The organism is Microcoleus sp. S1D4 (assembly GCF_036700765.1).
In the GTDB taxonomy this organism is placed as follows: domain Bacteria; phylum Cyanobacteriota; class Cyanobacteriia; order Cyanobacteriales; family Microcoleaceae; genus Microcoleus.
Window position 1 is genome coordinate 38,356 of the sequence record NZ_JAUBPP010000024.1, and the last position, 22,818, is coordinate 61,173.

The window sequence follows — 22,818 nt, forward strand, 5'->3', positions numbered from 1 at the left end:
GAGATTCTAGATGAACAAATTGAATCATTGCTAATGACTAATTTTGTATGATAGAGATCTTGCTGGCAGTACCAACAATTGCATCAACCCGCACCCGCCCGTACTTACTAATAGCCAATTCCCAATTACCAATTTCCAAATAATCAACAGGTTGTGCAACTGGATTTGCTATTATCCCAAAATTCCCCGCCCGTTTTTGGCAAATTCATCAACAGTTTGCTGCGATAATTCGTGAACGGCCATTGCTTCCAACACGTCAAAAGGCAATGTCAAATGATGCGCGCCGGCTAATAAAGTCTTGACTGCTTCTTCCGGCGATTTAATGCTAGCTGCTAAAATCTCTGTATTTGTTCTCTCTAAAACATTCGCCATATCCCGCACTAAGGCAAAACCGTCTCCCAGGAATCTGGTGGCGCGATTCACATAGGCGATCGCATATTTGGCCCCCGCTTCTGCCGCCACAACGGCTTGGGCGGCACTGTAAATAGCTGTCACCGCACAAGGAATTTCCCCCGACAAATAAGCTACTGCTTGGAAGCCCGCCGCTGTTGCTGGAATTTTCAAAACTGTTTGCCGCCCGATCGAGTCAAAAGCAGCCTTTCCTTCTGCTACCATGCCATCAAAATCAGATGCCGTTAGCTGATAGTACACTTCTCCAGAAGTCAGTTGTGCCAGTTGTTTTAGTGTCTCATCAGCAGATAGCTCGCTTTTTGCCAAAAGTGTCGGATTAGTAGTAATTCCCGCTATCCATCCGAACTCGATCGCCCGTGCGGCAGTTGCTATAATTGCAGTATCAACATAAATTGCCATCGGCTCTACACCTTGAGTTTCTTAATAATTTCCAGACGCTTGCTTTCAGCTTGAGATAAATTTGAGCAAAATTCATTAGACAAGCTTTAACAATATCAGAATCTCGGAAATCTTACTCTTAAGTAAATATAACAATTCAGTGATGTGCATCACAAGCAGTAGCGTGGGAGCCGAGAATGCGTAATATCGTGTCTGCAGTCACGACTACAATTAAATTGGTTTTGTAGTGACCAGATGAATCCCCAGAAAATTCACAAAACTAAAATCCTCACTACCAACGCGCCGCAGGTTATTTTCCCGGACATAATACAAGCTGGGAATTTAACAAAATTTACATCAAAAAACCAGGTTTTTGAGGGAAAGTGCATAAGTTTTGATGAAGATAACTTATAAATGAGCTCAAAGCTTAGAAGTTTGTTGGTAATTGTGATTGTTGGGTACAGAAAAATTTAATTGCCGAATCCCGGATACACATAAGTTACATTTGTAGTAGGGGTTATATATGCGATCGCTCCAGGAGGTGACTCAGAAATGACCGAACAAAAAAATCAGCAGCGACAAGTCAGCCTTGAGACATTTGCGGAACAAGTCCCGTTAGAAGAACCAGCAGTAGTCGCTGAAGAATCCTCGATAAATCTGAATTCGGAAACTCTGTCTCAATTGGTTGAAAATAACGCCGAAGACCGTATGAAGGCTCTGGGCCGTTTGATGATGGTGAGCCTAACTTGGTCGCTGGCAGGACTTTCCAAACCCAAGTAAGCTGTGAGTTGGATTGATAATTTTGCTTCAATTAAAACTTACGGCTTCTTTTTAAACAAATTAGTTCGATCGTTCGGACTAAATTCCTCTATCTAAGGACTTAACTCTTCAACTTATCGCCCATATTTTTTATTTTATTCCTTCAAACGGCCCCAAAAAAGTCGGTTTGGGACGGGAAACGCGCACTTCCCAAAGCGCTTTGAGGACTGCCAAAAATTCGCGAAAACTGTAACGGATCATGCTAGATTGGCGAAATTTCCCCCAATCGGGGGTTCCCAAGCCGATCGCCTGTACGCCCAACTGGCGACAGGTATAAACAGCGCGGGCTATGTGAAAGTTTTGAGTCACTAAAACAGCCTGGGTGATGCCAAAAATCTCTTTCGCCCGATAGCAGCTTTCGTAGGTGCTCAAACCAGCATAATCGAGAGTGATATTATTTAGCGGTATGCCCTGTGCTTGGGCATACTCCTGCATTGCTTTGACTTCGTTGTAATCTGGGCTGCTGTTGTCTCCTGTCATCAAAATTTGGCGCACTCGCCCAGTTTTGTACAAATCGACCGCGGCTTGCACTCGATCGGCTAACATTGGAGTCGGAGTGCCATCTTCCCAAATTCCAGCACCAAAAACAATGGCGATAGGTTCTGCTGGAACCTTAGCTATATCGCTGTGACGGTAGTTGCTGGTAACAAGTTTGACGTAGTAGTTGAGCGCTAGAGATGTGAGCGCACAGGCTAGTATTAAGAGCGGTAAGGCTAAGCGCAGTTGCAATAGAAACGATTTAAGTAGCATAAATTTAAGCTTATTTGAGGGAACTTTTTGGGGAGCATCTCCGGGTTGACAAAAAGCATTTTTTTTACAGTGCGATCGTCTCCGCTCGCAATTATTATTATTATTATACAACTCGCTCTTCGGCGACAGCAATCAAGCAAAAAAATAATTTGTCCAATGAGATGCGTCCTTAAATTAACTGTCTCATAGCTTTATGGTTGAAAAAAAATATTGACGATATTCCCAAGTTATGCGGCAAATACAGCTTTAACAATCGCAGCCAAATAATCGGGCGTTGCTGAGTTAGAGTATGAACGGCTAAATATACAAATCCCACAACTAACTATTGTGTACAAAAAATCAGAATTTTTGTACGGTTACTTTTGAACTCGTGTTCGGTCGATTGACGGGTTTAAATCAGGTTCGTAGTGCGGACTAAATTCCGCACTACGAACAAATGGTTTTTGTGATTAAAGAATGAAAATTTAACAACTTAATTGACCGGATGCGATCTCATATTCCGATCGAGCAAACCGATATTTTTACTATTCATACTTTAACTCAACAACGCCAATAATCGATATCTTCAAAGCGATTAAAATTGTGCAAGATGCTAGTTGCTATTATTTTGGTTATTCATATTGCGTCAGACAAATCTGGGTAATTTGGCTGAATATATTTCATGATCGTTTCCGGTTCCATTGAAATTATATTGTTAGATCTGCCAGTGGGAACGATGATAGCTAATAATTTATATACTACCGAATTTGATATGATATCAATCTTTCTGTTTGCCAATTCTACTGATTCCTATCAACTCAATCCAGCAATAATATTCACGCTCATAGCCAAAATAGCAGTGTTAAAAAAGAACGACAACACGCTGTGAAAAAGCACGAGATACCTCATGGAACGAGAAGTTGTCTGCACGTCTGCAACCTGACAAGTCATCCCAATCCCAAAGGAGAAATATAAAAAATCTTTGTAGTCTGGTTCCTCGTCGCCGGGAAAATCCAAACCCTTCGCCTGCGAATGGCTGCTGTGCTGCTTGCTGCTGTTTCCGTAGTAGCTGCGGGCATAGTGCATGGTGAAAATAGTGTGAACCTGCATCCAAGAGCCAACAATTGTCAGCACAGAAAGCCCCAAGTGCAAAAATAGCAAATCGGGGGGCAAGCCTTTGGTATCGCGCAGCAGGAAGACGATCGCCAACAAGCTAGCACAAGCGGCTGCGACGATCGTACTTAAGATAGTCAAGCGACCTGCATCCAACTGCTGAGCGTGGTGGCGCATCAGTTCTGGATTGCTTTGCAGCATCAGCATCCAAGTCAAAATTAGGAAACTGACAGCGCCCGCGTTCCAAATGCACAGCATCCGAGTCAGGAGGAAATAGTCAGGCGGCAGGACAACAGTAACTGCTATAGCGAACAGAACAGACACCAAAAGGCGATGCCGGACGCTCCAAAGCCAGTGCATTTTAGATAAGCGAAGGTTTTTCACTACGATTCAATATGAAGTTAGGCACAATCTAGATTAAAAAATGCCAATTACTGCTATCTTGCCAGGAACTCCCCAAAAAAAGGTAAGAATGGATAACGCGCAGCACAGACAGGATGTTTCATGCCTTTTGATAGATCGATCGATCTCAACATTTTCGGTACAGTGGGACAAAATATAAATTGTGGTTTGACACTATGGCATCCTCTCAACCCCTCACAGGCCTTGAATTAATCGACTGCGCCAAAGCAAACGCCCAACAAGGAATCGTCACAGCCGCGCAGCTTTGCGGCTACGAAGCCGACCTCAACAGCTTCCAGCGGGAATTGAAACAGGCTTGCCAAAACATCGGCGTTGAAGTTAAGGAATTGAGCGATTTAATTACGGATCAGCAGATGATGAAACAAGGCAGGGGCATTGAAATCGCTCCCGATACTCCTTCAGAACTATAGGTTTAATCTGCACCGCACCAGTTTTACAGATTAAGACTGGCCCGACAGTATTTTGAGCCTGCTATGTTAGTCAGGCTAGAATATTTTGCATGGAAGCTTCTGACTTTTGGCAGGAGTCCTGTTTCCTCCCGCGAAGATGGTGCTTTCTGGAGGGGGGGCTGAGATTGTTAGGAGAACTGTCGTGTCAGATCAGCAAGATCGAATTATGCGTTTGTTTATCGAGGAGGCTAAGGAGCACCTCGATACTCTAGAAAATGGTTTAGTGGATTTGAAGTCCACGATGAAAGACCCCGAAAGCGTTCAAGAGATGTTCCGAGCCGCCCATTCCGTCAAAGGAGGGGCGGCGATGCTCAGTTTGGATAGTATTAAAACAACCGCTCACCGCTTGGAAGATTGTTTTAAGGTACTCAAGGACGGGCCCGTCAAGCAGGTTGACCAAACGGCAGAATCCCTATTTTTAAAGGGAGTTGATACGCTTAAAGATTTGCTGGCGCGACTGGAAGGGCCTTTTGGCTTGAGGAATGAAGAGGGAGAAAAACTCGTTCAACAGGTGATGCCAGTTTTTGCTCAACTGGAAACTCATCTCAAAAACTTGGCTGCGGGTAAAGTTCCGGCTGCTGCTGCGGTGGCTCGCGGGGCCGGGGCCGCTCAAACAGCGGGCGGTGTGCCGGCGAATTTTGCTGCGGAAGTGATGGTTTTACTGAAAGAAATGTTGCAGGGGTTCAAACAGAAAGAATCGGCTGCTAGTCGCGAGCAGTTGGCGGCTGTGTGCGTTCGCCTGTATAAGTTGGGAGGTAAAATTGAGACTTGGCAAAATTTAGTGAAAATAGCTAGAGGGGCGATCGTTAATCCCAAAAACTCTTATAAAGTCTTAGCTCCGCTGATTATCAAAGAACTCAAGGAGGCTGGGGATTTGGTGCAAGGGGGGAAAGTTAAGACGATCGCTCCAAGTAAAAATTTGCTACTTTTGGCAGCAAGCCCAAAAACTGTAGAAGCAAGCGCCCCAGCAACCGCAGCACCACCGGCATCGAAGGAAGTAGCTCTTCCCGCCGACCCGAAGGCGGTAGTAAAGCTTTTGCTCAAAACTTTCAACAAAAAGCAACTTTCGGAAATTGCCAAGTTACTGGTTCATGCTATCAAATCCTCGAAATAGGAGTTGTTGCAGTAGAAAATAAGGTCAAAGCAATATTTTTGAGACGGAAATTTTCTGCTGCGTGCTCACAGCAGGCTCGTAGACTTGAGTTGCACAACTATTCGATCGATCTGTTAACCGCAGATTTCCCGCGTACAAACACTGATGGACGCAGATAATTCAATAATTGAAAGCGATTGAGTGCAACTCTGGTCTAGTGCGGCAACGGTTAGTCGGTAGGGGCATTGAAGATTTACGGATTTTTGATTTTTGCCTTCTATCTTCTACTGTTGGGCAACCCTGCGTTAGAATTTAGATATTAAGATCGGCGTGCAGTATTGTACCAGAATTAAACATCGAGCAGGCTCTAGAAGGCGGTAGCTGTGAAACCAATTCGTTCATTAGAAGATGCTTTAAACCGCTGTCAGGCGGCGGGAATGCGCTTGAGCCGCCAGCGTCGATTTATTCTAGAGCTTTTGTGGGATGCAAAAGAACACCTATCGGCTCGAGAAATTTACGATCGCCTGAACCGACAAGCGCATTCGATCGGTCATACTTCTGTTTATCAAAATCTGGAAGCCCTTTCGAGAGAAGGGATTATTGAGTGCATAGAACGCTCGGAGGGACGCTTGTACGGGAATGTCAGCGACTCTCACTCTCATGTCAACTGTCTGGATACGGCTCAGATTCTCGACGTTCATGTGGAATTGCCGATCGAGTTGATCGAACAAATTCAACAGCAAACTGGTGTCAAAATTGTAGACTACCGGATAGATTTCTACGGATACCGCTCGGCCGGGGCAGAGGCGGAAGCATCGAGTGTTAGCGAGACACCAAAGGCTTTTTAACCAGAAATCCCTAGGCTGCCTGCTGTTAAAGCAATGTTGGAAATAAACCTGTCGGCAGTATAAAATGATTTCAGTATGATTGCTCTGCGCCCGACGGCGATCGATCGCCGTCGGGCGCAGAGCAATTCTGTACGTTCAACAGTTGACTGCTGAGCTGGGACAGTTACTTCGGGCGATCGCGCGAGGAGATTGTCTGTTAGGGAAATTAATTTTTCCTTGCACGCTATAAGGGAGAGGCTTTAAACCCATTTTTTCGGGTAAAAAAGTTAAAACTTTAGTGAAACTCCCTAATTCAAAAGCAGAGTCAAATCTAAAATCTAAAATCTACTGACGGGGCTTAATACAGTTTTTTCTGCTAAACTGCCAGCGAGAGCTGTGAATAACAGTTTGATAACTGGTATGATCTACGTGCTTACAGAGCCTAAAATACTCCAAAGCCAGCAGTGGGGCGGGACACAAACCTCACTATAAAATGCCGTAAAGGGAAAGATTGCCAGTACCTTGAAGGAAGTTCTCGATCTCCTTAACAGGAGTCAGAATCCCACATCACAATCTATGGATTTGATGTGGGAGTGTCACGCATAGAGCGCATTACAGGACAAGCTGAAGTAATGGCGAGACGACAATCTGACCAATTCCACAGAGCACCGCAGTACAACCCATCACCCAAGCCGACAGCACAATTGAGTGCAGAGGCGATAGGCGATGCGAGTACCTCAGCAAGGGTGCTGCCGAGCAACGAGGGCAAGAGAACTTTTTGGCAGTGGCAGCTCATCTGGCTGAGTCTCCTAGTGGGATTTGGAGTCACCGGTGCGGCCGCATTCCTGTGGTTGCTGACTATGCCTCCACCACCAAATTGCCAACAACTGTCGCCGCTGGCGGCGGATGGAGAGCGACTTTACTGCGCTCAACAAGCGGCTAAGTCGGGAAAACTAGAACAGCTAGAATCGGCAATTGCACTGGTGCAGGCTTGGCCCAAAGAACACCCGCTATACTCGCAGGGGCAACATTTGATCGGAGAATGGTCAAAAGCCATGCTGCGTTTTGCCAGGGCAAAAATTGAGCAAGGGGATTTGAAGGGGGCTCTGGAGATTGTGGCGAAAATTCCCAAAACCAGTCCGTCTTACCCAGATGTAGAGGAAGCTGTTGCTGCTTGGGAAAAAAATTGGCAGGAGGGTCAAAAACTCTACGATACAGCCTTAACAGCTTTGAAAAGCGAGGATTTAAAGAAGGCTTGGGATTACGCTCAAGCTTTGTTCAAGCTGGAAAATATTTTCTGGAGTCAGAAGCGCTACAACGAGCTGATCCAGCAGATTTCTTTGGAAAGAAACGGCTGGCAGCGCTTGCAAGAGGCGAGAGATTTGGCGCAGGATGGGACTCCGCAAAAGTTCGCTGAGGCGATCGTCCTAGCTCGTAAAATAGACTCGCAGCTTTTTGCGCGCGCGAAAGCAGAGAAGGAAATTGAGGGTTGGAGCCGGACTTTGCTGGCAATGGCTACTAAGCGGTTGGAGGCGAAAGACTTGCCGGGGACGATCGAGGCGGCTTCTGTCGTGCCACAAAATACGCCGCTGTTTGCGGAAGCTCAAGATTTGATGCAGTTGGGTAGAGCTCAGGCGGTGACGTGGAATCAGTCGATTTCCACACCGCTACCACAACATATTTTTAGTTTGCTCGAAGGGCAGGGCGCTGCTAGCCAAATTGCTCCGGGCCGCCCTCTGTACAAGCAGGCTCAAGTTCAAATTGAAAATTTACAGGTGCAGTTTCAAGATTTGGTGCGGCTGCAAATGGCGAGCACGATCGCTGATTTTGGTCAGATAGGGGCATTTCAGGTAGCGATCGCTGAAGCGCAAACCATCGGCCCTTCTCAGCCGCGGCGGATTCACGCTCAAACTTTGGTGGCTACTTGGCGCCGGGAAATTCAGCGGATCGAAGACAAATCTTTTGTGACTCTGGCGAAGCAGTTGGCAGAGTCGGGAACGGTTGAAGGACTCAAGGGCGGCATTGCTCAGGTACGTTTGGTGGCTCTCAACCGGCCCCGGAGAATAGAGGCGCAAACTCTCTTGGCTCAGTGGACGAAACGCATTGAAGTGATTGAAGATCAGCCTTTTTTGGATGAATCTATCGCCCTGGCGAAGGAAGGAAAACTGAGCGCGGCTATTGATAAAGCTTCGGAAATTAAGAGCGGTAGGACTCTGTACGCCAAAGCTCAGGATAATATCTATCAGTGGGTGAGCGAACTGCAAATTGCTAGAGACAGACCGATTCTGGATCGAGCTGCTGAATTGGCGTCTCAAGGTAGTCTGTCGGCGGCGATCGATATGGCTTCGCAAATCGGTTACGGTAGAGCGCTGCATTCAGAGGCGGCAGGGGCGATCGGGCGCTGGAGTGCCGAACTCAGAGCCAACACTGCACCACCGCCTGAACCCGCTCGCGAGTACGCACCAGCACCACGACAGGAGGAGTACGCGCCAGCTCCGCGACAGGAAGAGTACGCACCAGCACCGCGACAGGAGGAGTACGCGCCAGCTCCTGAACCTGAACCTTACTATCCGCCCGCCAGACAAGAGGCTCCGGCTCCGGCTCCTGAACCTTACTATCCTCCAGCGAGGGAGCCTGAACCTTACTATCCTCCGGCGAGGGAGCCTGAACCTTACTATCCTCCGGCGAGGGAGCCTGAACCTTACTATCCGCCCGCCAGACAAGAGGCTCCGGCTCCAGAGCCAGCTCCGGCTCCAGCTCCAGAGCCAGCTCCGGCTCCGGCTCCGGCTCCGCCGTCGATTCCTGAATCAGCCGGGCCTCCTGATGCTAATTTGCTCCCCGAGTAATTGGGTTTTCTGGCGATCGACCTCTAACATCTAAAATCGAGTGAGTAATTTGCAACTGCTGTCGATCGATAACGACCCCATTTTCCGGCTGGGATTGCGAGTCGCCTGCGAACAATCTCCAGACTTGGAGGTTGTCGCAGAGGTTTCGACTGTCTCGGAGGCTGTGGAGGTTTTAGAAGCTCGCTCCCTCGACTCTGAAGTGGCCGAGAAGCCCCCAGATTTGGCAATTTTGGGTGTTGAGACCTTAAATTTGCGATCGGGTCAAGATTCGGCGCTGGCAGCTTGTGGCGAACTCAAAAGTTTGTACCCTAACCTGCCGCTCTTGCTGCTAGGCGAACCGCTGACACCGGAGTTGTTGGCGGTCTTACAAGCTGCGGGCGCGAATGGCTATTGTCCTAAAGGTAGAGATATTTCTGTGACAATGGAAGCTATTCGCGCGGTTGGTTCGGGCAGCACTTATTGGCCGGCGGATGCGACAGCTAACTCGACAATACAACTAAATTCAGCCGTAGTTGCAGCAATAGAAAACTCAGCAGCAATTGCTGCTGAGGAAAATCTAGATGATCCGATAGTCGATCGCCCTTTACGCCAAAACATCCTGACTGATGCTTTTGTGTCTGGATTGCGGGAAATAGACTCAGCTTTGGCGCTTGTCAAAGCTGATTTAGAAGAGGTGAAAGCGGCAGATGCGACGGATTTGCCCTCTATTTTAGACCGGGTTATAGTCAGCGGACGCCGCCGAGAATTGCTGGCTGCTCGCTGGATTGTCAGTCAGTTATTATTGGAAGCAAGAGGGCGATCGGGTTCCGCTCAAGGTAAAAAGAAGCAAGAGGGCGATCGGGCTTCGCTCAAGGTAAAAAGAAGAGAGAAGGCAGAAGGAAAAGCAGAGAATTTGTTGAGTAATTCTCAGTTGCAAGTCGCGAAATCTCAAGTGGCGGCGGAATCTTTGGTGGTGGCAAATGATTGGCAAGGGAGTTTGTTTGATTCGGCGGCTGCTAAATTACAGTTTGATTTGGTGAATTTGACTGGCGTGCCTTTGGAAATCGATATTTTGCGATCGGCTCAAAAGCGCGAATTGATGAGTTCCATCCTGCGGAAGTTAGAGGATTTGCTAGAGGAATTGCGCTTTTCGCAAGTGCAGCCAACTCAATTGTCAGAAAAAATGCCTGCTATTTTGCGGGATTTGTGGGAAGCAACAATCATAGATTTTTTTGGCAAATATTATACGCTACAAACAGAAGAAAATCTGCTTTTAGACAACAGTCCAACAAACTTGAAACTGTCAGAAAATCCAGCGATAACCGCTGCTAATTTATTAAACGGCAGTAGCGTAGAAATGGTGCCGGTGCTGTTGGCAGAAGAAACAGCCGTGGCGGCAGAAATTCTTGACAAAATACCGATGACTGTTGATTTTTTTGCCCATTTATTATTTGAAATTCCTCTGACAGTTGGCAATCTTTCTTGTGTTGCTGGCAGCCCGCAAGCAATGCAGCGAGCGGAAGCTTTGTTAGAAAATTTGGCAATTCAAATTGCTAGCGGAGTAGTGCAGCCCCTACTGAATAATTTTGCAAATATTGAGGAAATCAAGCAAAACTTTTACGATGAAAAGTTGATTTCGACGCGGGAAATTGAGCGGTTTCGGAATAATTTATCCTGGAGATATCGCTGGGATAGCTATTTTGTAGAACCAAAAGCCATTTTTGAAAGCAGATTTTGGCTGTTTGTTTTGGGGGATGCGGGAATTAAGAGAATTTCTATTTATGCTCCGAGAAATCGGGAGTTGGCCCAGCTTTCTGGGTTGCAGTTGGTGTTGACTTTGCTGCTGGAAGCTAGGGATGCGATCGCGCCTAGGGTTCGCGCGGTGATTTCGCTGTTGGGTGCTGCTGTTGTTTATGTTTTGACGCAGGTGATAGGGCGGGGAATTGGTTTGATCGGGCGGGGAATTATTCAGGGAATTGGTAATTCTTTGCAGGATGGCAAATTTGGGAAAAATGGGTAATTAGTTAGTTAGCAGTTGGTGGTTGGCAGTAGTCATTAGTCATTAGTCATTAGTCAGTTGGTAGGGGCAGTGGATGGTGCGTGCCCGCCCTCTTAGTAGTCAGTAGTCAGCAGTCAGCAGTCATTAGTCATTAGTCAGCTAAAATATTTATAGCTGGTGGTATGATAACTAAACGGTATACAGTTGACTATCAAGCAATTGGGTGCTGGACTCCCGGATTTATCTGTGGGATTAATCTAAAACTTAATGTTATAAGGTTGACTTTTTATGAGTATTATGATATCGATTGATGCCGATCGCATAAACAGTTTAGATTTGTCTCCGGTGCGGACTGTGATCGAACAGTGGCTGGCCTCCGGGGCGATCGCCCAAAACGAACAACAGGTACAATTTGAAATTGAGTATCCGCGCGAAGAATTAGATCCGCGAGAAATCTCCGAAATTCCCGAAGTGCGGCTGTGGTTTATCCGCTTGGATGCTTGTTATCCTTGGCTGCCCTTTTTGCTAGATTGGAAAGGTGGAGAATTGGCCCGCTACGCGGCGATGTTGGTGCCGCATCAGTTCCACCGCACCCAAGGCATTCAGTACAATCCTGAAGCTTTAGAAATGTTTTTGATGAGCAAAATCTTTGTGTTGACTGATTGGTTGAACCAGCAGGGAATTCCCAGCAAGTCGAAGTTGATGGCGATGTCCCAAATGTTTGGTTACGATCTAGATGACGCTTTTTTTGATGTCATAGTACCGCACAAATAAGCGATCGGACATCTCATTAATATCATCCTAATTAGGTAGATAAATCTATACCTTAAGACTTACGCACAAAGGTATAAACCCGGTTTTTTCCCTGGTGGGGCGACCTGGAAAGCTCGCCCTACAAGCTATAAATTAGATTAAAAAAGCTTAATTAATCTTAACAGCAACCGCAAAATGGCTTTAATACAATGCTTTAACCAGCGCCATTAGCAATTTTGTTGCTTGACTTCACGTTTTCCTCAGAATTGAGAGTTAGCTTAGATAAATAAGTAGTGAGAATGTTCTTAGGAATGAAACCCATGTGGTCGATCGCATCTTCCTTCTTCCATCTTCCTGATGACGTTGTACGGAAAGCTCAGAGGCGACAGCACTGATGACTAATGACTTCTTCCTTCTTCCTTCTTCCATCTTCATATCGATCGAGGAAATATCCCATGAAAACAGATTACCTCATCGTCGGCAGTGGTTTATCAGCACTGGTTTTCGGAGCTTTGATGGCAAACTCCGGCAAAACCGTACACATCCTTGAAGCTCACGAACACCCCGGAGGCTTTGGCCACACCTTTACAATGGCCAAAAAATACACCTTTAATGCCCAATTCCACTACGTTTGGGACTGCGGCGAAGGACATACAGTGAATCGAGTCCTCAAAAAACTCAATCTCGATCGCGATGTCACCTTTGAACGGTACGATCCGAATGGCTTCGACCACATGAGAATGCCGGGGTACGCACTAGATATTCCCTCGGAATCAGAAGAACTGATCCGCAGATTGTCGGCGCTGTTTCCCGAAGCAAGCGAGAGAATTCGCAAATTCGTCAACGAAGTCGAAAAAACCGGCGAAGGACTCAGAAAACTCGCTCCTCCCGTCAAACCAATTGAATTAATTAAAAATTTCAGCGAGGTATTCTGCGCTGTCCAGCACCTCAACAGCACGCTTCAAGACGTGTTCGACAAATTCCAACTCCCGCAAGCAGCCCAAACCCTATTAGCCCTGCAATGGCCGGACTTTTTGCTACCTCCGAACCAGCTTTCTTTCTATGCTTGGATTGCTTTGTTTCGAGGCTATCAAGAAGGTGCATTTTACCCGACGCAGCATTTTGAAGATGTCATCAATTCTTTAGTTAAAGTCATTGAATCCAACGGCGGGAAAGTTTCTCTAAACCACGAAGTCACAAATTTTAGGGTGAAAGATAGAACGGTAACGGGAGTTGAAGCGATGGATTTAACCACGCATCAAACCCATGAATTCACCGGCGACACGGTGATTTGCAACCTCGATCCCAAACGAGCGGCCAAGATGATTGGAGAGGAACTATTCTCGAAAACAGTGCGGCGGAAACTCGACTACGAGTATTCTGCATCTAATTACATGGTCTACTGTGTTGTCAAAGATATCGACCTGCGAGACTATGGATTTGGCAAATGGAATACGTTTCATTCCGAACACTTGAATCTGAATGAAGCTTTTGCTCAAATGTACGATAATAATGATTTTTCTAGTCCGAGTTTTGCAATTACCACACCCACTTTACTCACCGAAGCGGGGGGGGATTGTCCTGAAGATTGTCAAATTGTGGAATTTCTGACTGTTGCGAATTACAGCTATTTTAAACAACTTTGGGAGAGCGATCGCAAAGCTTACAGACAGAAAAAACAAGAGATTCTGGACTCTATTTTAGACGTAGTTGAAAAACACTATGTTCCAGATTTTCGCAAACACATGGTATTTCACATTACCGGAAGTCCTACAACTAACGAGCGCTTCTGTTGGTGTCCTAACGGCAATTCCTACGGTTCTAGGCTGACACCGAAAAACATGGGAGTCGATCGACTAAATCATGAAACATCCCTCAACAATTTCTATTTCTGCAACGCCTCATCGGGCTATCCAGGCTTTGCGCCGACATTTTGGACGGGGGCGCTGCTTTATCAACGTTTATCCGGCGATGCGATTTTAGGCTAAGGAAAATTGGCAATTGGTTATTTTCCTGTTTCTCTCGTTCCTTGGCAAAGTCAAGGAATGAATTTCACTCTGGCTCTGCCTCCTCTTAAAAATCTCTCGTTTCTGCTCTCATTATCTCGTTCCTTGGCAAAGTCAAGGAATAAATTTCACTCTGGCTCTGCCTCCTCTTAAAAATGACGAAGCACAGCAACAGTGAAATGCGTTCCCAGGTAGAACCTGGGAACGAGAATTTCTTCCATCTTCCATCTTCCATCTTCAATCGGACTGATGACATTGTACGGAAAGCTCGGAGGGGACAGCACTAATGACTGATGACTAATGACTGTTGACTGTTAACTGTTGATTAATGATTGCTGACTAATGACTGATGACTAATGACTAATGACTAATGACTAATGACTTCTTCCTTCTTCCTTCTAGGAGCGAACTATGAGAATTGCAATTGTTGGGGGCGGAGCTAGCGGTATGGCCACAGCCTACTGGCTCGATAAACAGGGACATCACGTCACTGTTTTGGAAAAGCAACCGATTTTAGGCGGACACATTCGCACGCTAAATAAAAATGTTTTGCCAAATCAATCTGAATGCAATGAAATATTAGAAAATGGGGTGCTGGAATTTCCCACAGTGTTTTACAACTTTGTGGCTTTAATGCAGGAGTTAGGCGTTGAATTAGAACCAGTGGAGATTGGATCAGCGCTGTTTTTTAAAGATGGCAGTCACTTTTTGTCTGCTGTTTCAATCAAAAAGAATTTCACGGGAATTCAACGTCTGATCGAATATTTGCGGCTGGATGCTCTTTATGCTCGTTCGGCTGGATTTATTTTAAAAATGCGGTTTGCCAAACAGCACGATTTCTACGATATCGCGCTTTCTGGGAGTTTGAAAAGTTCGTGCATCCGTAACGATTGGCTGAAGTTGTTGACGATGTACAGCTACTCGATACCGTTTGAATTACTAGACAATTTTCCTGCCCAATTGGCGATGCCTGTTTTGCGCGATTATGCCTCGGTCAATTGGGTGAGGATTAAAGGGGGGGTGTATTCTTACATTGAAAAGATTCTGGAGCGCTTTCAGGGCGATATACTGCTAAATCGGGAGATTGCCAAGATTTTTAGAAGTGCGGATGCTGTAAAAATTGTGCTTTCTGATGGGGAGATTCAGGAGTTTGATAAGGTGGTTTTTGCGATGCCGCCAGACCAAGTAATGAGGCTGTTGGCTGACCCGACGGAGGCGGAAACGAAGCGGTTTGGGGCGTGGCAACCCAATTATGCCACGACGGTGCTGCATTCGGATACTTCGATGTACGATCGCTACGGCATCCGCAAGTTATCAGAATTTGATTTTTTCGAGACGGACAAAGGATGGGGCTACAATGCGAGCTTGAATCAGCTTTGCGGCATTTCGTCACCACGAGAGTACAGTTTAGCATTTCGACTCGAACAGTCGATCGACCAAAACCAGATTATTCACATTCAAAAACATCATACACCCATGTATAATGTCGAGTCTTTTCGATACCGAGACGAAGTTATCGAGACTAACGGCGAGAACCACACTTATCATGCGGGAGCTTATTTGGGGGATGGTTTGCACGAAGGAGCGATTACCTCTGCTTTGCGAGTCGCAAAATTAATCGGGTGAGTTCAATAGACTTGAGTTGCACTCTGCATCGCAGACAAAATTGAATTATCTGCGTCCATCAGTGTTTATCCGCTGGAAATCTGCGGTTAACATATCAAATATTGATTGCCAGAGTAACTTTTCTCGAATGCTTACGCTGCGACACAACCAGTCGCAGTTAAGCAGACATCAAAACTCGCAGATGCGCCCATTGTGGAGCCGGCTAACAAAGTACCCTCAAAGTTAGCTCCCAAGAATGTTGCGCCGCTCAAGTCTGCCTCGCTCAAGTCTGCATAACACAGCCTAGCCCAATCGAGATTTGCCTGCACCAAAGAAACTCCCACCAAGTTCGCTCTGGTTAAATCTGCTCCCTTCAACTGGACGCCCCGCAACTGAGCCCCGCTGAGATTTGCTGCTAACAAATTGGAGCCTTCCAAGTTGACCCCGTTGAGTTTGGCTTCGCTGAGATTGACACCATTGAGGTCTGTCCTGCTGAGGTCGATGCCGTTCATGTAAGCTTTCCTGAGATAGATGCCTGTGAGTTGAGCGCCAAAAAGCTTTGCACCGCTGAGTTTTACCTCTGGACAGTGCGCCCAGTTGAGATTTGCTCCCGTGAGGTTTGCTCCCCGCAGGTTGACGAATTGCAAGTCTGCCGTACACAGATTGGCGTTCCAGAGAATGGCGTTCCGCAGGTTGCTACCTATGAGTTGAGCTCCGGTCAACTTAGCCCTGGGGAGTTTTGCTTTGACGAGGAAAGCTCCGCTGAGATTGGCTTTCGTGATATCTGCGTCGGCTAGTCTGGCTTGGCCCATTTTGGCAAAACTCAGATTTGCCCTGCAAAGGTTTGCGCCGTTGAGTGCTGCTTTGGTCAGATGCGCCCGACTCAGGTTAGCTCCCGCAAGGTTAGCCCTCGAAAGGTTTATTCCGTCCAAGATAGCTCCGCTGAGATTGGCTCCGCTCAGCTCGGCACCTACAAAGTCTCTTTTGCCATTTTCGTAGTCTTTGAGTAGCTCAGTGACTTCCATAGCGGTTAGATTCCTAATAGCGAAAATTTCTCTAAAAATTCTTAACTCTTAATAAATATTTTATATCTAATCGAGCGGAGGCGATCGCACTTTCGATAAAGCTACAAACTAACTTGATATTTCTCAAGATACTCGGTTTTTTTGCAACACTGGCGACAGTTTTGGACAGTCAACCCTAGAAGAGGGGTTTGAGGGAAGCGGTACGAAGGCAGCGCTGGCCGAGGCACGTTAGAGGCTTTCCGGTAAATAAAGGGTTTGAGGCTGCGACATCAAAACTGTTCGGTTAAAAGTAATTTCCGACATTTTACCGATGATATCTGTAGATGCTCTTTGTGCAAAATCGGGTCTGTCATCTACCAAAAATCATCAAAAATCAACCGCAAGCAATCTTGTGTCTGCTAAAAATATGCAATGAAATAAGAAATAAGTTTGTAGTTAGGACTAAATCTCTCTGAAAATGCTGTGGACTAAAGTCATCACTACAAACCTATTTTATTCAAGGTAACTTAGCGGATACACTCTCAAATCAGTTTGAGGCAACCGGTTTTAATGGCAGTTAGACAGATGTTTCAATCTATGTTATGCTGAGTCAAAAGAGAGGAATCATCATGTCAAAAGAAAAAAAAAGCAACAAAGAAGTCAAAAAGCCCAAGAAACAGCCTGACGCTGCGGCTAAGCCGAAGGATGACAAAAAAAAGTCATGGTAGCAGTGACGGCAGCAAGTAGAGATAGCAGCCGATTTCGGGATGGCTATTAATGCTGTGCAATGGTCATTACTACAATTTCCAACATCGAAATATCCCTTTTTGGGATAATCCGAAAATCTGTTTCTTATGTCATGTCGCTCGAAGAAGCTTAATAATCAGATTCGTATGTAGTGAGGAATTTAGTCTTCTGGTTATCAAGACTAAAGTTCTCACTACAAACCTTGTTTATTATTGGCAATTGAGCGAACACGATATTTTATTTAGGGTATGTACAGTTTAGTTTTTAGCTATCAATATCAAATATTCCCTTGCCGCATTTAACACATCCTATTAATCTACTAATAAAAAAATATCTCGATCGCCCAAACAGCTCAAAATCCGCTCATAGAGATATCTCAGTCACCGCAATATTACCCTCAAAACACACGTCAACATCAGTCCCCGCCGCCCGATCGCGATTCCCATATTCTCCGGCATAATAAAAGTATTCTCCCTCCACCCGGTAAACCACAGGCAGCGGCTGCGTCGAAGGCTGGCAAAACACAATTTCCGGTTCCGCACTTCCCGGCGCTAAATGTGGCAAATTCACATTCCAAAAACACCCCGACTTTGGTTCCCGGTTCAGCAAATCCGCCAACACCCGCGATGTCCACCGAGTAGCGACATCCCAATCTATTTCCAGTGGCCTTTTAATCCGGTGGGAAATTGCGATTCCCGGAATACCGTGCATGGCTGCTTCCCGCACAGCCGCAACCGTACCCGAAATATACACGTCAACGCCCAAATTGCCACCTGCGTTAATACCCGAAAGCACCAAATCCGGCTTCGCACAAAGGTGATGAAGAGCAATACGCACGCAATCGGCAGGTGTTCCCCCTACAGCATATTCCACGGACGATCGCCGATCGACATGAATCGGACTGTGAGCCGTCACCTGATGCCCGCAGCCCGACAATTGCCCCTGCGGAGCCACCATAATTGTTTTGCCTTCTACAGCCTGCAAAAGTGCCTGAATCCCCGGAGCGTCGATGCCGTCGTCGTTGGTTAAAATTATCGTCATTGAAAATTTGTCTGTTAGTAACGTTATTGTGTCACTGGCGGGCGAGTCGAGGCAATCTCAAATTGTAGGGTGTCGCGGGGATTCTGTCGATTTTAGATTTTAGATTTACTTCACAGATGAATCTGGGAGATTGAACAAAAGTCTAAATTTTGGGTTCTCCACGCCGTACTTTAGTGGCTCAAACCCGCTATCTGCGCCCGGGAAGAGTTACTAATTCCATATTTACTTTCGCGTACATCAGGCGATCGACCAACACATTTCTCAATATTTGTATAATATATTACTTAGTCTTAGTAACATTACGTAGTCAGCGGTTGTGACAACCGATGATACCGAAAGTTGCAATAACGGATAGTTAGGCGTGGAATGCCTCAGCAGCAGTCATCCTAGCCTTGGCGATACAACCACGTTTACGAAAGGTTTATTCTTAAACCTCGCAAAATATTGTTTTGGTAAAGGTATCAAAAATGTATAGACAAAGACCTTTACATGATAGATGATGTAAATACATACCGAAATAAATCAATAAAGTCAATCCCCCAACGATATAAAAAAGGATTACTCTTATGAAAACCAACTTCGCCCAACCACTAACCGCCTGTATAGCTACTGCTGGTTTAGTTGTTGCTTCTTCATTACTAACTGCAACGCAAGCCCAAGCCTTCAGTTTATCCGTGGCTCCTCAGTACGGTACGACCAACGGCATTGGCACCGGCGCTACTGCAACATTGGACTTCAACTTTGTCCAAAGTGGAGCCGACTTGCTCCTGAATTTGGGCATCACCAATACCACTGGCACTAAGACTACAGCCGGTGGCGCAACCAACTCTTCTCTCGTTGGGGTGGCATTTGACGTATTGAGCGGCGTTAATGCATCGGTTAAATCGACCGCAGGCAGCAATTTTACAGCGTTTTGGAACAATGTTGATATTAGTGGCTTGCACAACGGTTTCGACTATGGCATTAGCATTCCGCGCAAAGAGTTTGAAGGTGGAAACGCTAATGAAGGCTTATATAAAAATCAGTCTACTTTGGTTAGCTTTTTGCTAACTGGCAGCAGTCTAAGTGCGGCTCAGGCAGAAAGTGCTTTCTTGACGGGATTTCAGAATGGTACGCTCAAGGCAGGGGTTCGCTTCCAACAGGTAGCTGGGTCTAATGTTGGTAAGAGTGACAAAGTTATGGCCGGAGTTTCGGCTGATGCTGAGCCAGTACCCGAACCAACTACTATTGCAGGCATGGTGATGGGGTTGGGAAGTTTAGTAGCAGCACGCCGCAAGCAGGCAAAAAAAGCTCTTGCTTAAATTTTCTCAGGGGTGCAGGTCATCCATCGGCAGAAAAGCTCGTCGCATTTCTAGTGGATTCAGGTTAACTTCTAGTATCAATTCATAAGAGCCAGCGCAGCTATAGTGCTTCTGGCTCTTATTTTTGCTCTACATTTTGTCATTAAGTAGAACAAAAAATTTGCGATGCCAGAATTTCCACAAAAATTGACCTAACATCCCAAATTCCCCAAAAAATATCAACCAACTTGTGGTAAAGTTTTGTGTCGATCGCCCGATCGAATTATCAGCACAAGTTCAGTTAAACGCGATCGCAGCTATGTTTTTACCAATTCTACCCTTAGCTCAAGCAATTGCCGCACCTCCCACCCAACAGCAACTGATTATCCAGCCAGAAGTTCCCCTACCGGAAAACGAACGGGATGTGCAGCCGCCGCCGCCAAGCAGCAGCCCGCTGAATACTGTGACAGTGCCCCAGCAAGTGCGCGTTTTGCCGGGAAAACTCGACAACATTCCCGTTTTCAACAGCAACAGCCCGGAAGTCGTGCAAACCGAAGGCATTTTGCTCTCCACATTTCCCCAAGAAGGTAAACAAGTACCTTCTGCACACTTAAACTTTCCCTTCAAAAATCGATTTGATATCTTCGCCCACCACATCGCCAAAGCTAAAAATCGCAACGAAACTCGCACCTTATTTCAAGGAATAATTGTCTACAATCCCAACTCGGAACCTGTTACTTTAAAAGTCTTGCAAGGAGCTACCTATTTAACTCAGCCGGATGCGTTGTTTGTCGATTTGCCGTCGTATTTAGAAAATCGATTCGGCACTGTGTTTGCGGGGCCTGGAAGCCGGATTACCAGCGATGTGCTGCGGGGGTACAGACAAGCCATTTTGCCCGCTGCGATCGAAATTCCGGCCATGCAGAGCCGAATGCTGATGAATTTGCCGATACCTGTGGGGAATATTAGGCCTGCTTCCAACGGTCGATCGACTTTGATGCGAATGTCGAGCAGCAATTCGGTTTATGTTGCTAGTTTAGCAATGTTTGCTCCTCCAACTAAAAATGGAGTCGAACAATCTCCGACATTAGAACAGTGGGAAAATATTTTAAATACCAAAGGTTTAGCGGGGCCGAGAGATTTGGCACCAACTCCGCAAGACGAAAATCCGCTGCAAAAAATTTACGGCCGCGTGGCGGGAGTAGCTGAAGGTTCGGAGTGGAAAGCTAAAATTACTGATAATTCGAGAACCGATTATTTAACTGTTCCCAAGCGCGGCGAGTCATTTTCCTATGCTCTGAGCACTACGGATACGGGTACTTTTGGCACAGGCCAAATTCAAAGCGCTAAAATGTTAGCTCGCTATCCCGATACTGCTTATTTTGCTCACGGCAATTACGGAATTCAATACAACTTAGCTTTTCCGCTTTATAACAAATCTCGCGAGTCTCAATCGGTGAGTATTAGAATGCAAACACCGATTAAAACAAATACAAAATCGGGGGGATTGATGTTTTACGATCCGCCGGAAAATCGGATATTTTTCCGAGGTACGGTGCGGGTGATATTTAATGACGATACGGGTAAGACTTTGACGCGCTACATTCACATCGTGCAGCGCCGGGGACAGCAGGGGGAACCTTTGGTGAATGTGAATATGAAGCCGGGGGAACGCCGTTTGGTGCAGGTGGATTTCTTGTATCCGCCGGATGCGACGCCGCCGCAAGTCTTGACTGTGCGATCGAGTAATTAGTTTATAGTCAGTAGTCAAAGGTTTGTAGTGAGGACTTTAGTCCGCATCAAGAAAAACTAAAATGTAGTCCATTGGGCTTTTTTTACCTGCTCACGCACTTGCCCATGTAGCACTCTCATCAGCTCTTCTATCACTCCCTTTCGCCACTGCAAGTAAAGCCAATATACGGCCCTTGTAAGGGGGCCAATCCTTGGGTAGGTCTTACCAATTGCAGCCATTTTTTAGTTGATAGAAGATTCCGTCTAAGATTTCTCTTTTTGTCCAGTTACATGGTTTAGTTAGCTTCTTCCTGGGCAATATCTCATGTAGTATGGGTTCAATTATTTCCCATTCTGAATCCGTCAGACTGCTACAATAAGGCATGGCTGCTGCTGCTGGATAATGCTTTTGCGGTCACGTATAACAGCATAAAAGATGTCAAACGGGTTTTATAGAGGCTCAAAACGTTTGCACCTTGGTTGTTCGTCTCTGGCTAAATTTGGGAATTCACCAATAAACCTACTATTTTTCAAGCTGTGTAGCCTCGTTTTTCCACTGCGTACACTTTTTCAGCAAGCCCTAAGTAGAAATCATTGACAAACGTCTTCAGATGAAACCCTTGCCTGACAGGGCTTTCAGAGATAGCGTGAAAAGTAAGGACAACATCCGTTGCACCAAAAAGTCGCGCCACTCCGTTCTTCGATTGAACCCGATCGCCTTTGACCAGTTTGTTTGGTTTAAAATATAATAAAGTTTTTCCTGAATCATGAGAAAATAAATTTTACTGGCATATCTATAGGGGAACATCCATCATGGCAAGAAGTAGTAGCGGATTTTGGAGCGATTTCTGGAAGTTTTTAGTTCAGGGAAATGTCCTTGAACTGGCAGTTGCCGTCATCATTGGTGGAGCCTTTGGAAAAATCATTGATTCTTTAGTCAAAGATATTATTACTCCCATTCTTCTTAATCCTGCTTTAACGGCTGCGGGAGCTAAAGACCTGGAAAGTTGGGCACCAGGAGGTATAAAATGGGGTGTTTTCCTGGCATCTGTAATTAGTTTTGTGATTATCGCCTTTGTTATTTTTCTATTACTCCGAAGCGTAGAATCTGCAAAAAAAAGATTAATTCGTCGGCAAGCAGCAGAAGCAGAAGCAGAAGTTGCACTTGTTGATGCTGCTACTCTCAACCAGGAAAAGATGACAGAAGTTTTAGAACGCTTAGCAAAAGCATTGGAATCGCGTGGTATTTAGAGCCTACGTAAGTAACCAAACGAAATTAATTAGATAAAGACTCTTTACGCTGTAAGGCTTTCAGGGGAGATTTTGTGTAGTTAATTTTGTACAACTACTTAATACTTGATTTTTAGGGGATGCAGGCAAAAGTTTAGGCTGTTATCTCCTTTTTTGCACACTAAGACTAAAGATATTTCAAAAGCCTTCTTTGCGATTTCGTAACCGGCACCCTGAATCCAAAGTTTGGTGGTAATAAACAGTATTTTTCATAATTTTCCTTTTACGTGTTTCCGAATTGCGTGCTTTTTTAACGCTGAGAAATTACACGTTATTAACGTTCAATTTGGAGATG

The 22,818-nt window shown here is 45.8% G+C and carries 19 protein-coding genes; 13 read left to right on the forward strand and 6 right to left on the reverse strand.

The window, feature by feature from the left end; translation table 11 throughout:
* Positions 1–171: 171 nt before the first annotated feature.
* Positions 172–810 (reverse strand): transaldolase family protein, encoded by a 639-nt coding sequence (locus QT998_RS21820; protein WP_333117759.1) that lies wholly within the window; start codon positions 808–810, stop codon positions 172–174.
* Positions 811–1,341: 531 nt separating this feature from the next.
* On the opposite strand from QT998_RS21820, the gene QT998_RS21825 reads away from it, so the two are divergent.
* Positions 1,342–1,569, forward strand: a complete 228-nt coding sequence (locus QT998_RS21825) for a hypothetical protein (protein WP_333093452.1) — start codon at positions 1,342–1,344, stop codon at positions 1,567–1,569.
* A 129-nt stretch (positions 1,570–1,698) separates the two neighbouring features.
* Here QT998_RS21825 and QT998_RS21830 read toward each other — a convergent pair whose 3' ends face one another.
* Positions 1,699–2,358 carry a SanA/YdcF family protein gene (locus QT998_RS21830; RefSeq protein WP_333117757.1) on the reverse strand — a complete coding sequence of 220 codons (660 nt, stop codon included), beginning with the start codon at positions 2,356–2,358 and terminating at the stop codon, positions 1,699–1,701.
* Between the two features lie 792 nt (positions 2,359–3,150).
* On the reverse strand, positions 3,151–3,834 hold the full coding sequence (locus QT998_RS21835; protein ID WP_333117755.1) for a DUF1345 domain-containing protein: 684 nt from the start codon (positions 3,832–3,834) through the stop codon (positions 3,151–3,153).
* Positions 3,835–4,028: 194 nt separating this feature from the next.
* Between QT998_RS21835 and QT998_RS21840 the strand changes: the two genes are divergently transcribed.
* From QT998_RS21840 to QT998_RS21880, 9 genes are all read left to right on the forward strand, one after another.
* Entirely contained in the window at positions 4,029–4,283 is a 255-nt protein-coding gene (locus QT998_RS21840) for a hypothetical protein (RefSeq protein ID WP_333093449.1), read from the forward strand.
* Positions 4,284–4,464: 181 nt separating this feature from the next.
* Positions 4,465–5,436, forward strand: a complete 972-nt coding sequence (locus tag QT998_RS21845; protein WP_333117753.1) for an Hpt domain-containing protein — start codon at positions 4,465–4,467, stop codon at positions 5,434–5,436.
* 362 nt (positions 5,437–5,798) lie between these two features.
* A complete protein-coding gene (locus tag QT998_RS21850; protein ID WP_194067121.1) occupies positions 5,799–6,263 on the forward strand; it encodes a Fur family transcriptional regulator in 465 nt (154 codons plus the stop codon).
* Positions 6,264–6,342: 79 nt separating this feature from the next.
* Positions 6,343–6,492 carry a hypothetical protein gene (locus QT998_RS21855; protein ID WP_333093446.1) on the forward strand — a complete coding sequence of 50 codons (150 nt, stop codon included), beginning with the start codon at positions 6,343–6,345 and terminating at the stop codon, positions 6,490–6,492.
* Positions 6,493–6,835: 343 nt separating this feature from the next.
* Positions 6,836–9,088, forward strand: a complete 2,253-nt coding sequence (locus QT998_RS21860; RefSeq protein ID WP_333093445.1) for a hypothetical protein — start codon at positions 6,836–6,838, stop codon at positions 9,086–9,088.
* Positions 9,089–9,128: 40 nt separating this feature from the next.
* On the forward strand, positions 9,129–11,087 hold the full coding sequence (locus QT998_RS21865; protein ID WP_333117752.1) for a DUF3685 domain-containing protein: 1,959 nt from the start codon (positions 9,129–9,131) through the stop codon (positions 11,085–11,087).
* Positions 11,088–11,354: 267 nt separating this feature from the next.
* Entirely contained in the window at positions 11,355–11,840 is a 486-nt protein-coding gene (locus QT998_RS21870) for a CRR6 family NdhI maturation factor (protein ID WP_333093443.1), read from the forward strand.
* Between the two features lie 434 nt (positions 11,841–12,274).
* Positions 12,275–13,807: a phytoene desaturase family protein gene (locus QT998_RS21875; RefSeq protein WP_333093442.1), complete on the forward strand. Its 1,533-nt coding sequence runs from the start codon at positions 12,275–12,277 to the stop codon at positions 13,805–13,807.
* Positions 13,808–14,236: 429 nt separating this feature from the next.
* Positions 14,237–15,451 carry an FAD-dependent oxidoreductase gene (locus QT998_RS21880; protein WP_333093441.1) on the forward strand — a complete coding sequence of 405 codons (1,215 nt, stop codon included), beginning with the start codon at positions 14,237–14,239 and terminating at the stop codon, positions 15,449–15,451.
* Between the two features lie 131 nt (positions 15,452–15,582).
* Here the strand turns inward: QT998_RS21880 and QT998_RS21885 are convergent, their stop codons facing one another.
* Positions 15,583–16,455 carry a pentapeptide repeat-containing protein gene (locus tag QT998_RS21885; RefSeq protein WP_333093440.1) on the reverse strand — a complete coding sequence of 291 codons (873 nt, stop codon included), beginning with the start codon at positions 16,453–16,455 and terminating at the stop codon, positions 15,583–15,585.
* A gap of 1,089 nt (positions 16,456–17,544) precedes the next feature.
* A complete protein-coding gene (surE, locus tag QT998_RS21890) occupies positions 17,545–18,222 on the reverse strand; it encodes a 5'/3'-nucleotidase SurE (RefSeq protein ID WP_333117751.1) in 678 nt (225 codons plus the stop codon).
* A 566-nt stretch (positions 18,223–18,788) separates the two neighbouring features.
* Between surE and QT998_RS21895 the strand changes: the two genes are divergently transcribed.
* A complete protein-coding gene (locus QT998_RS21895; RefSeq protein WP_333117749.1) occupies positions 18,789–19,523 on the forward strand; it encodes a PEP-CTERM sorting domain-containing protein in 735 nt (244 codons plus the stop codon).
* Between the two features lie 298 nt (positions 19,524–19,821).
* On the forward strand, positions 19,822–21,255 hold the full coding sequence (locus QT998_RS21900; RefSeq protein WP_442921992.1) for a DUF3370 domain-containing protein: 1,434 nt from the start codon (positions 19,822–19,824) through the stop codon (positions 21,253–21,255).
* A 201-nt stretch (positions 21,256–21,456) separates the two neighbouring features.
* Here the strand turns inward: QT998_RS21900 and QT998_RS27580 are convergent, their stop codons facing one another.
* On the reverse strand, positions 21,457–21,618 hold the full coding sequence (locus tag QT998_RS27580) for a transposase (RefSeq protein ID WP_194067976.1): 162 nt from the start codon (positions 21,616–21,618) through the stop codon (positions 21,457–21,459).
* A gap of 428 nt (positions 21,619–22,046) precedes the next feature.
* Here QT998_RS27580 and mscL point away from each other — a divergent pair, with 428 nt between their 5' ends.
* Positions 22,047–22,484, forward strand: a complete 438-nt coding sequence (mscL, locus tag QT998_RS21905; RefSeq protein WP_194067975.1) for a large conductance mechanosensitive channel protein MscL — start codon at positions 22,047–22,049, stop codon at positions 22,482–22,484.
* Positions 22,485–22,818 lie beyond the last annotated feature (334 nt).

Coding starts and splice junctions, on each gene's coding strand:
- QT998_RS21875 (WP_333093442.1), top strand. CDS start 12,275: ATGAAAACAGATTACCTCATCGTCGGCAGTGGTTTATCAGCACTGGTT.
- QT998_RS21880 (WP_333093441.1), top strand. CDS start 14,237: ATGAGAATTGCAATTGTTGGGGGCGGAGCTAGCGGTATGGCCACAGCC.
- QT998_RS21830 (WP_333117757.1), bottom strand. CDS start 2,358: ATGCTACTTAAATCGTTTCTATTGCAACTGCGCTTAGCCTTACCGCTC.
- QT998_RS21900 (WP_442921992.1), top strand. CDS start 19,822: ATGTTTTTACCAATTCTACCCTTAGCTCAAGCAATTGCCGCACCTCCC.
- QT998_RS27580 (WP_194067976.1), bottom strand. CDS start 21,618: ATGCCTTATTGTAGCAGTCTGACGGATTCAGAATGGGAAATAATTGAA.
- surE (WP_333117751.1), bottom strand. CDS start 18,222: ATGACGATAATTTTAACCAACGACGACGGCATCGACGCTCCGGGGATT.
- QT998_RS21870 (WP_333093443.1), top strand. CDS start 11,355: ATGAGTATTATGATATCGATTGATGCCGATCGCATAAACAGTTTAGAT.
- mscL (WP_194067975.1), top strand. CDS start 22,047: ATGGCAAGAAGTAGTAGCGGATTTTGGAGCGATTTCTGGAAGTTTTTA.
- QT998_RS21825 (WP_333093452.1), top strand. CDS start 1,342: ATGACCGAACAAAAAAATCAGCAGCGACAAGTCAGCCTTGAGACATTT.
- QT998_RS21885 (WP_333093440.1), bottom strand. CDS start 16,455: ATGGAAGTCACTGAGCTACTCAAAGACTACGAAAATGGCAAAAGAGAC.
- QT998_RS21820 (WP_333117759.1), bottom strand. CDS start 810: ATGGCAATTTATGTTGATACTGCAATTATAGCAACTGCCGCACGGGCG.
- QT998_RS21895 (WP_333117749.1), top strand. CDS start 18,789: ATGAAAACCAACTTCGCCCAACCACTAACCGCCTGTATAGCTACTGCT.
- QT998_RS21840 (WP_333093449.1), top strand. CDS start 4,029: ATGGCATCCTCTCAACCCCTCACAGGCCTTGAATTAATCGACTGCGCC.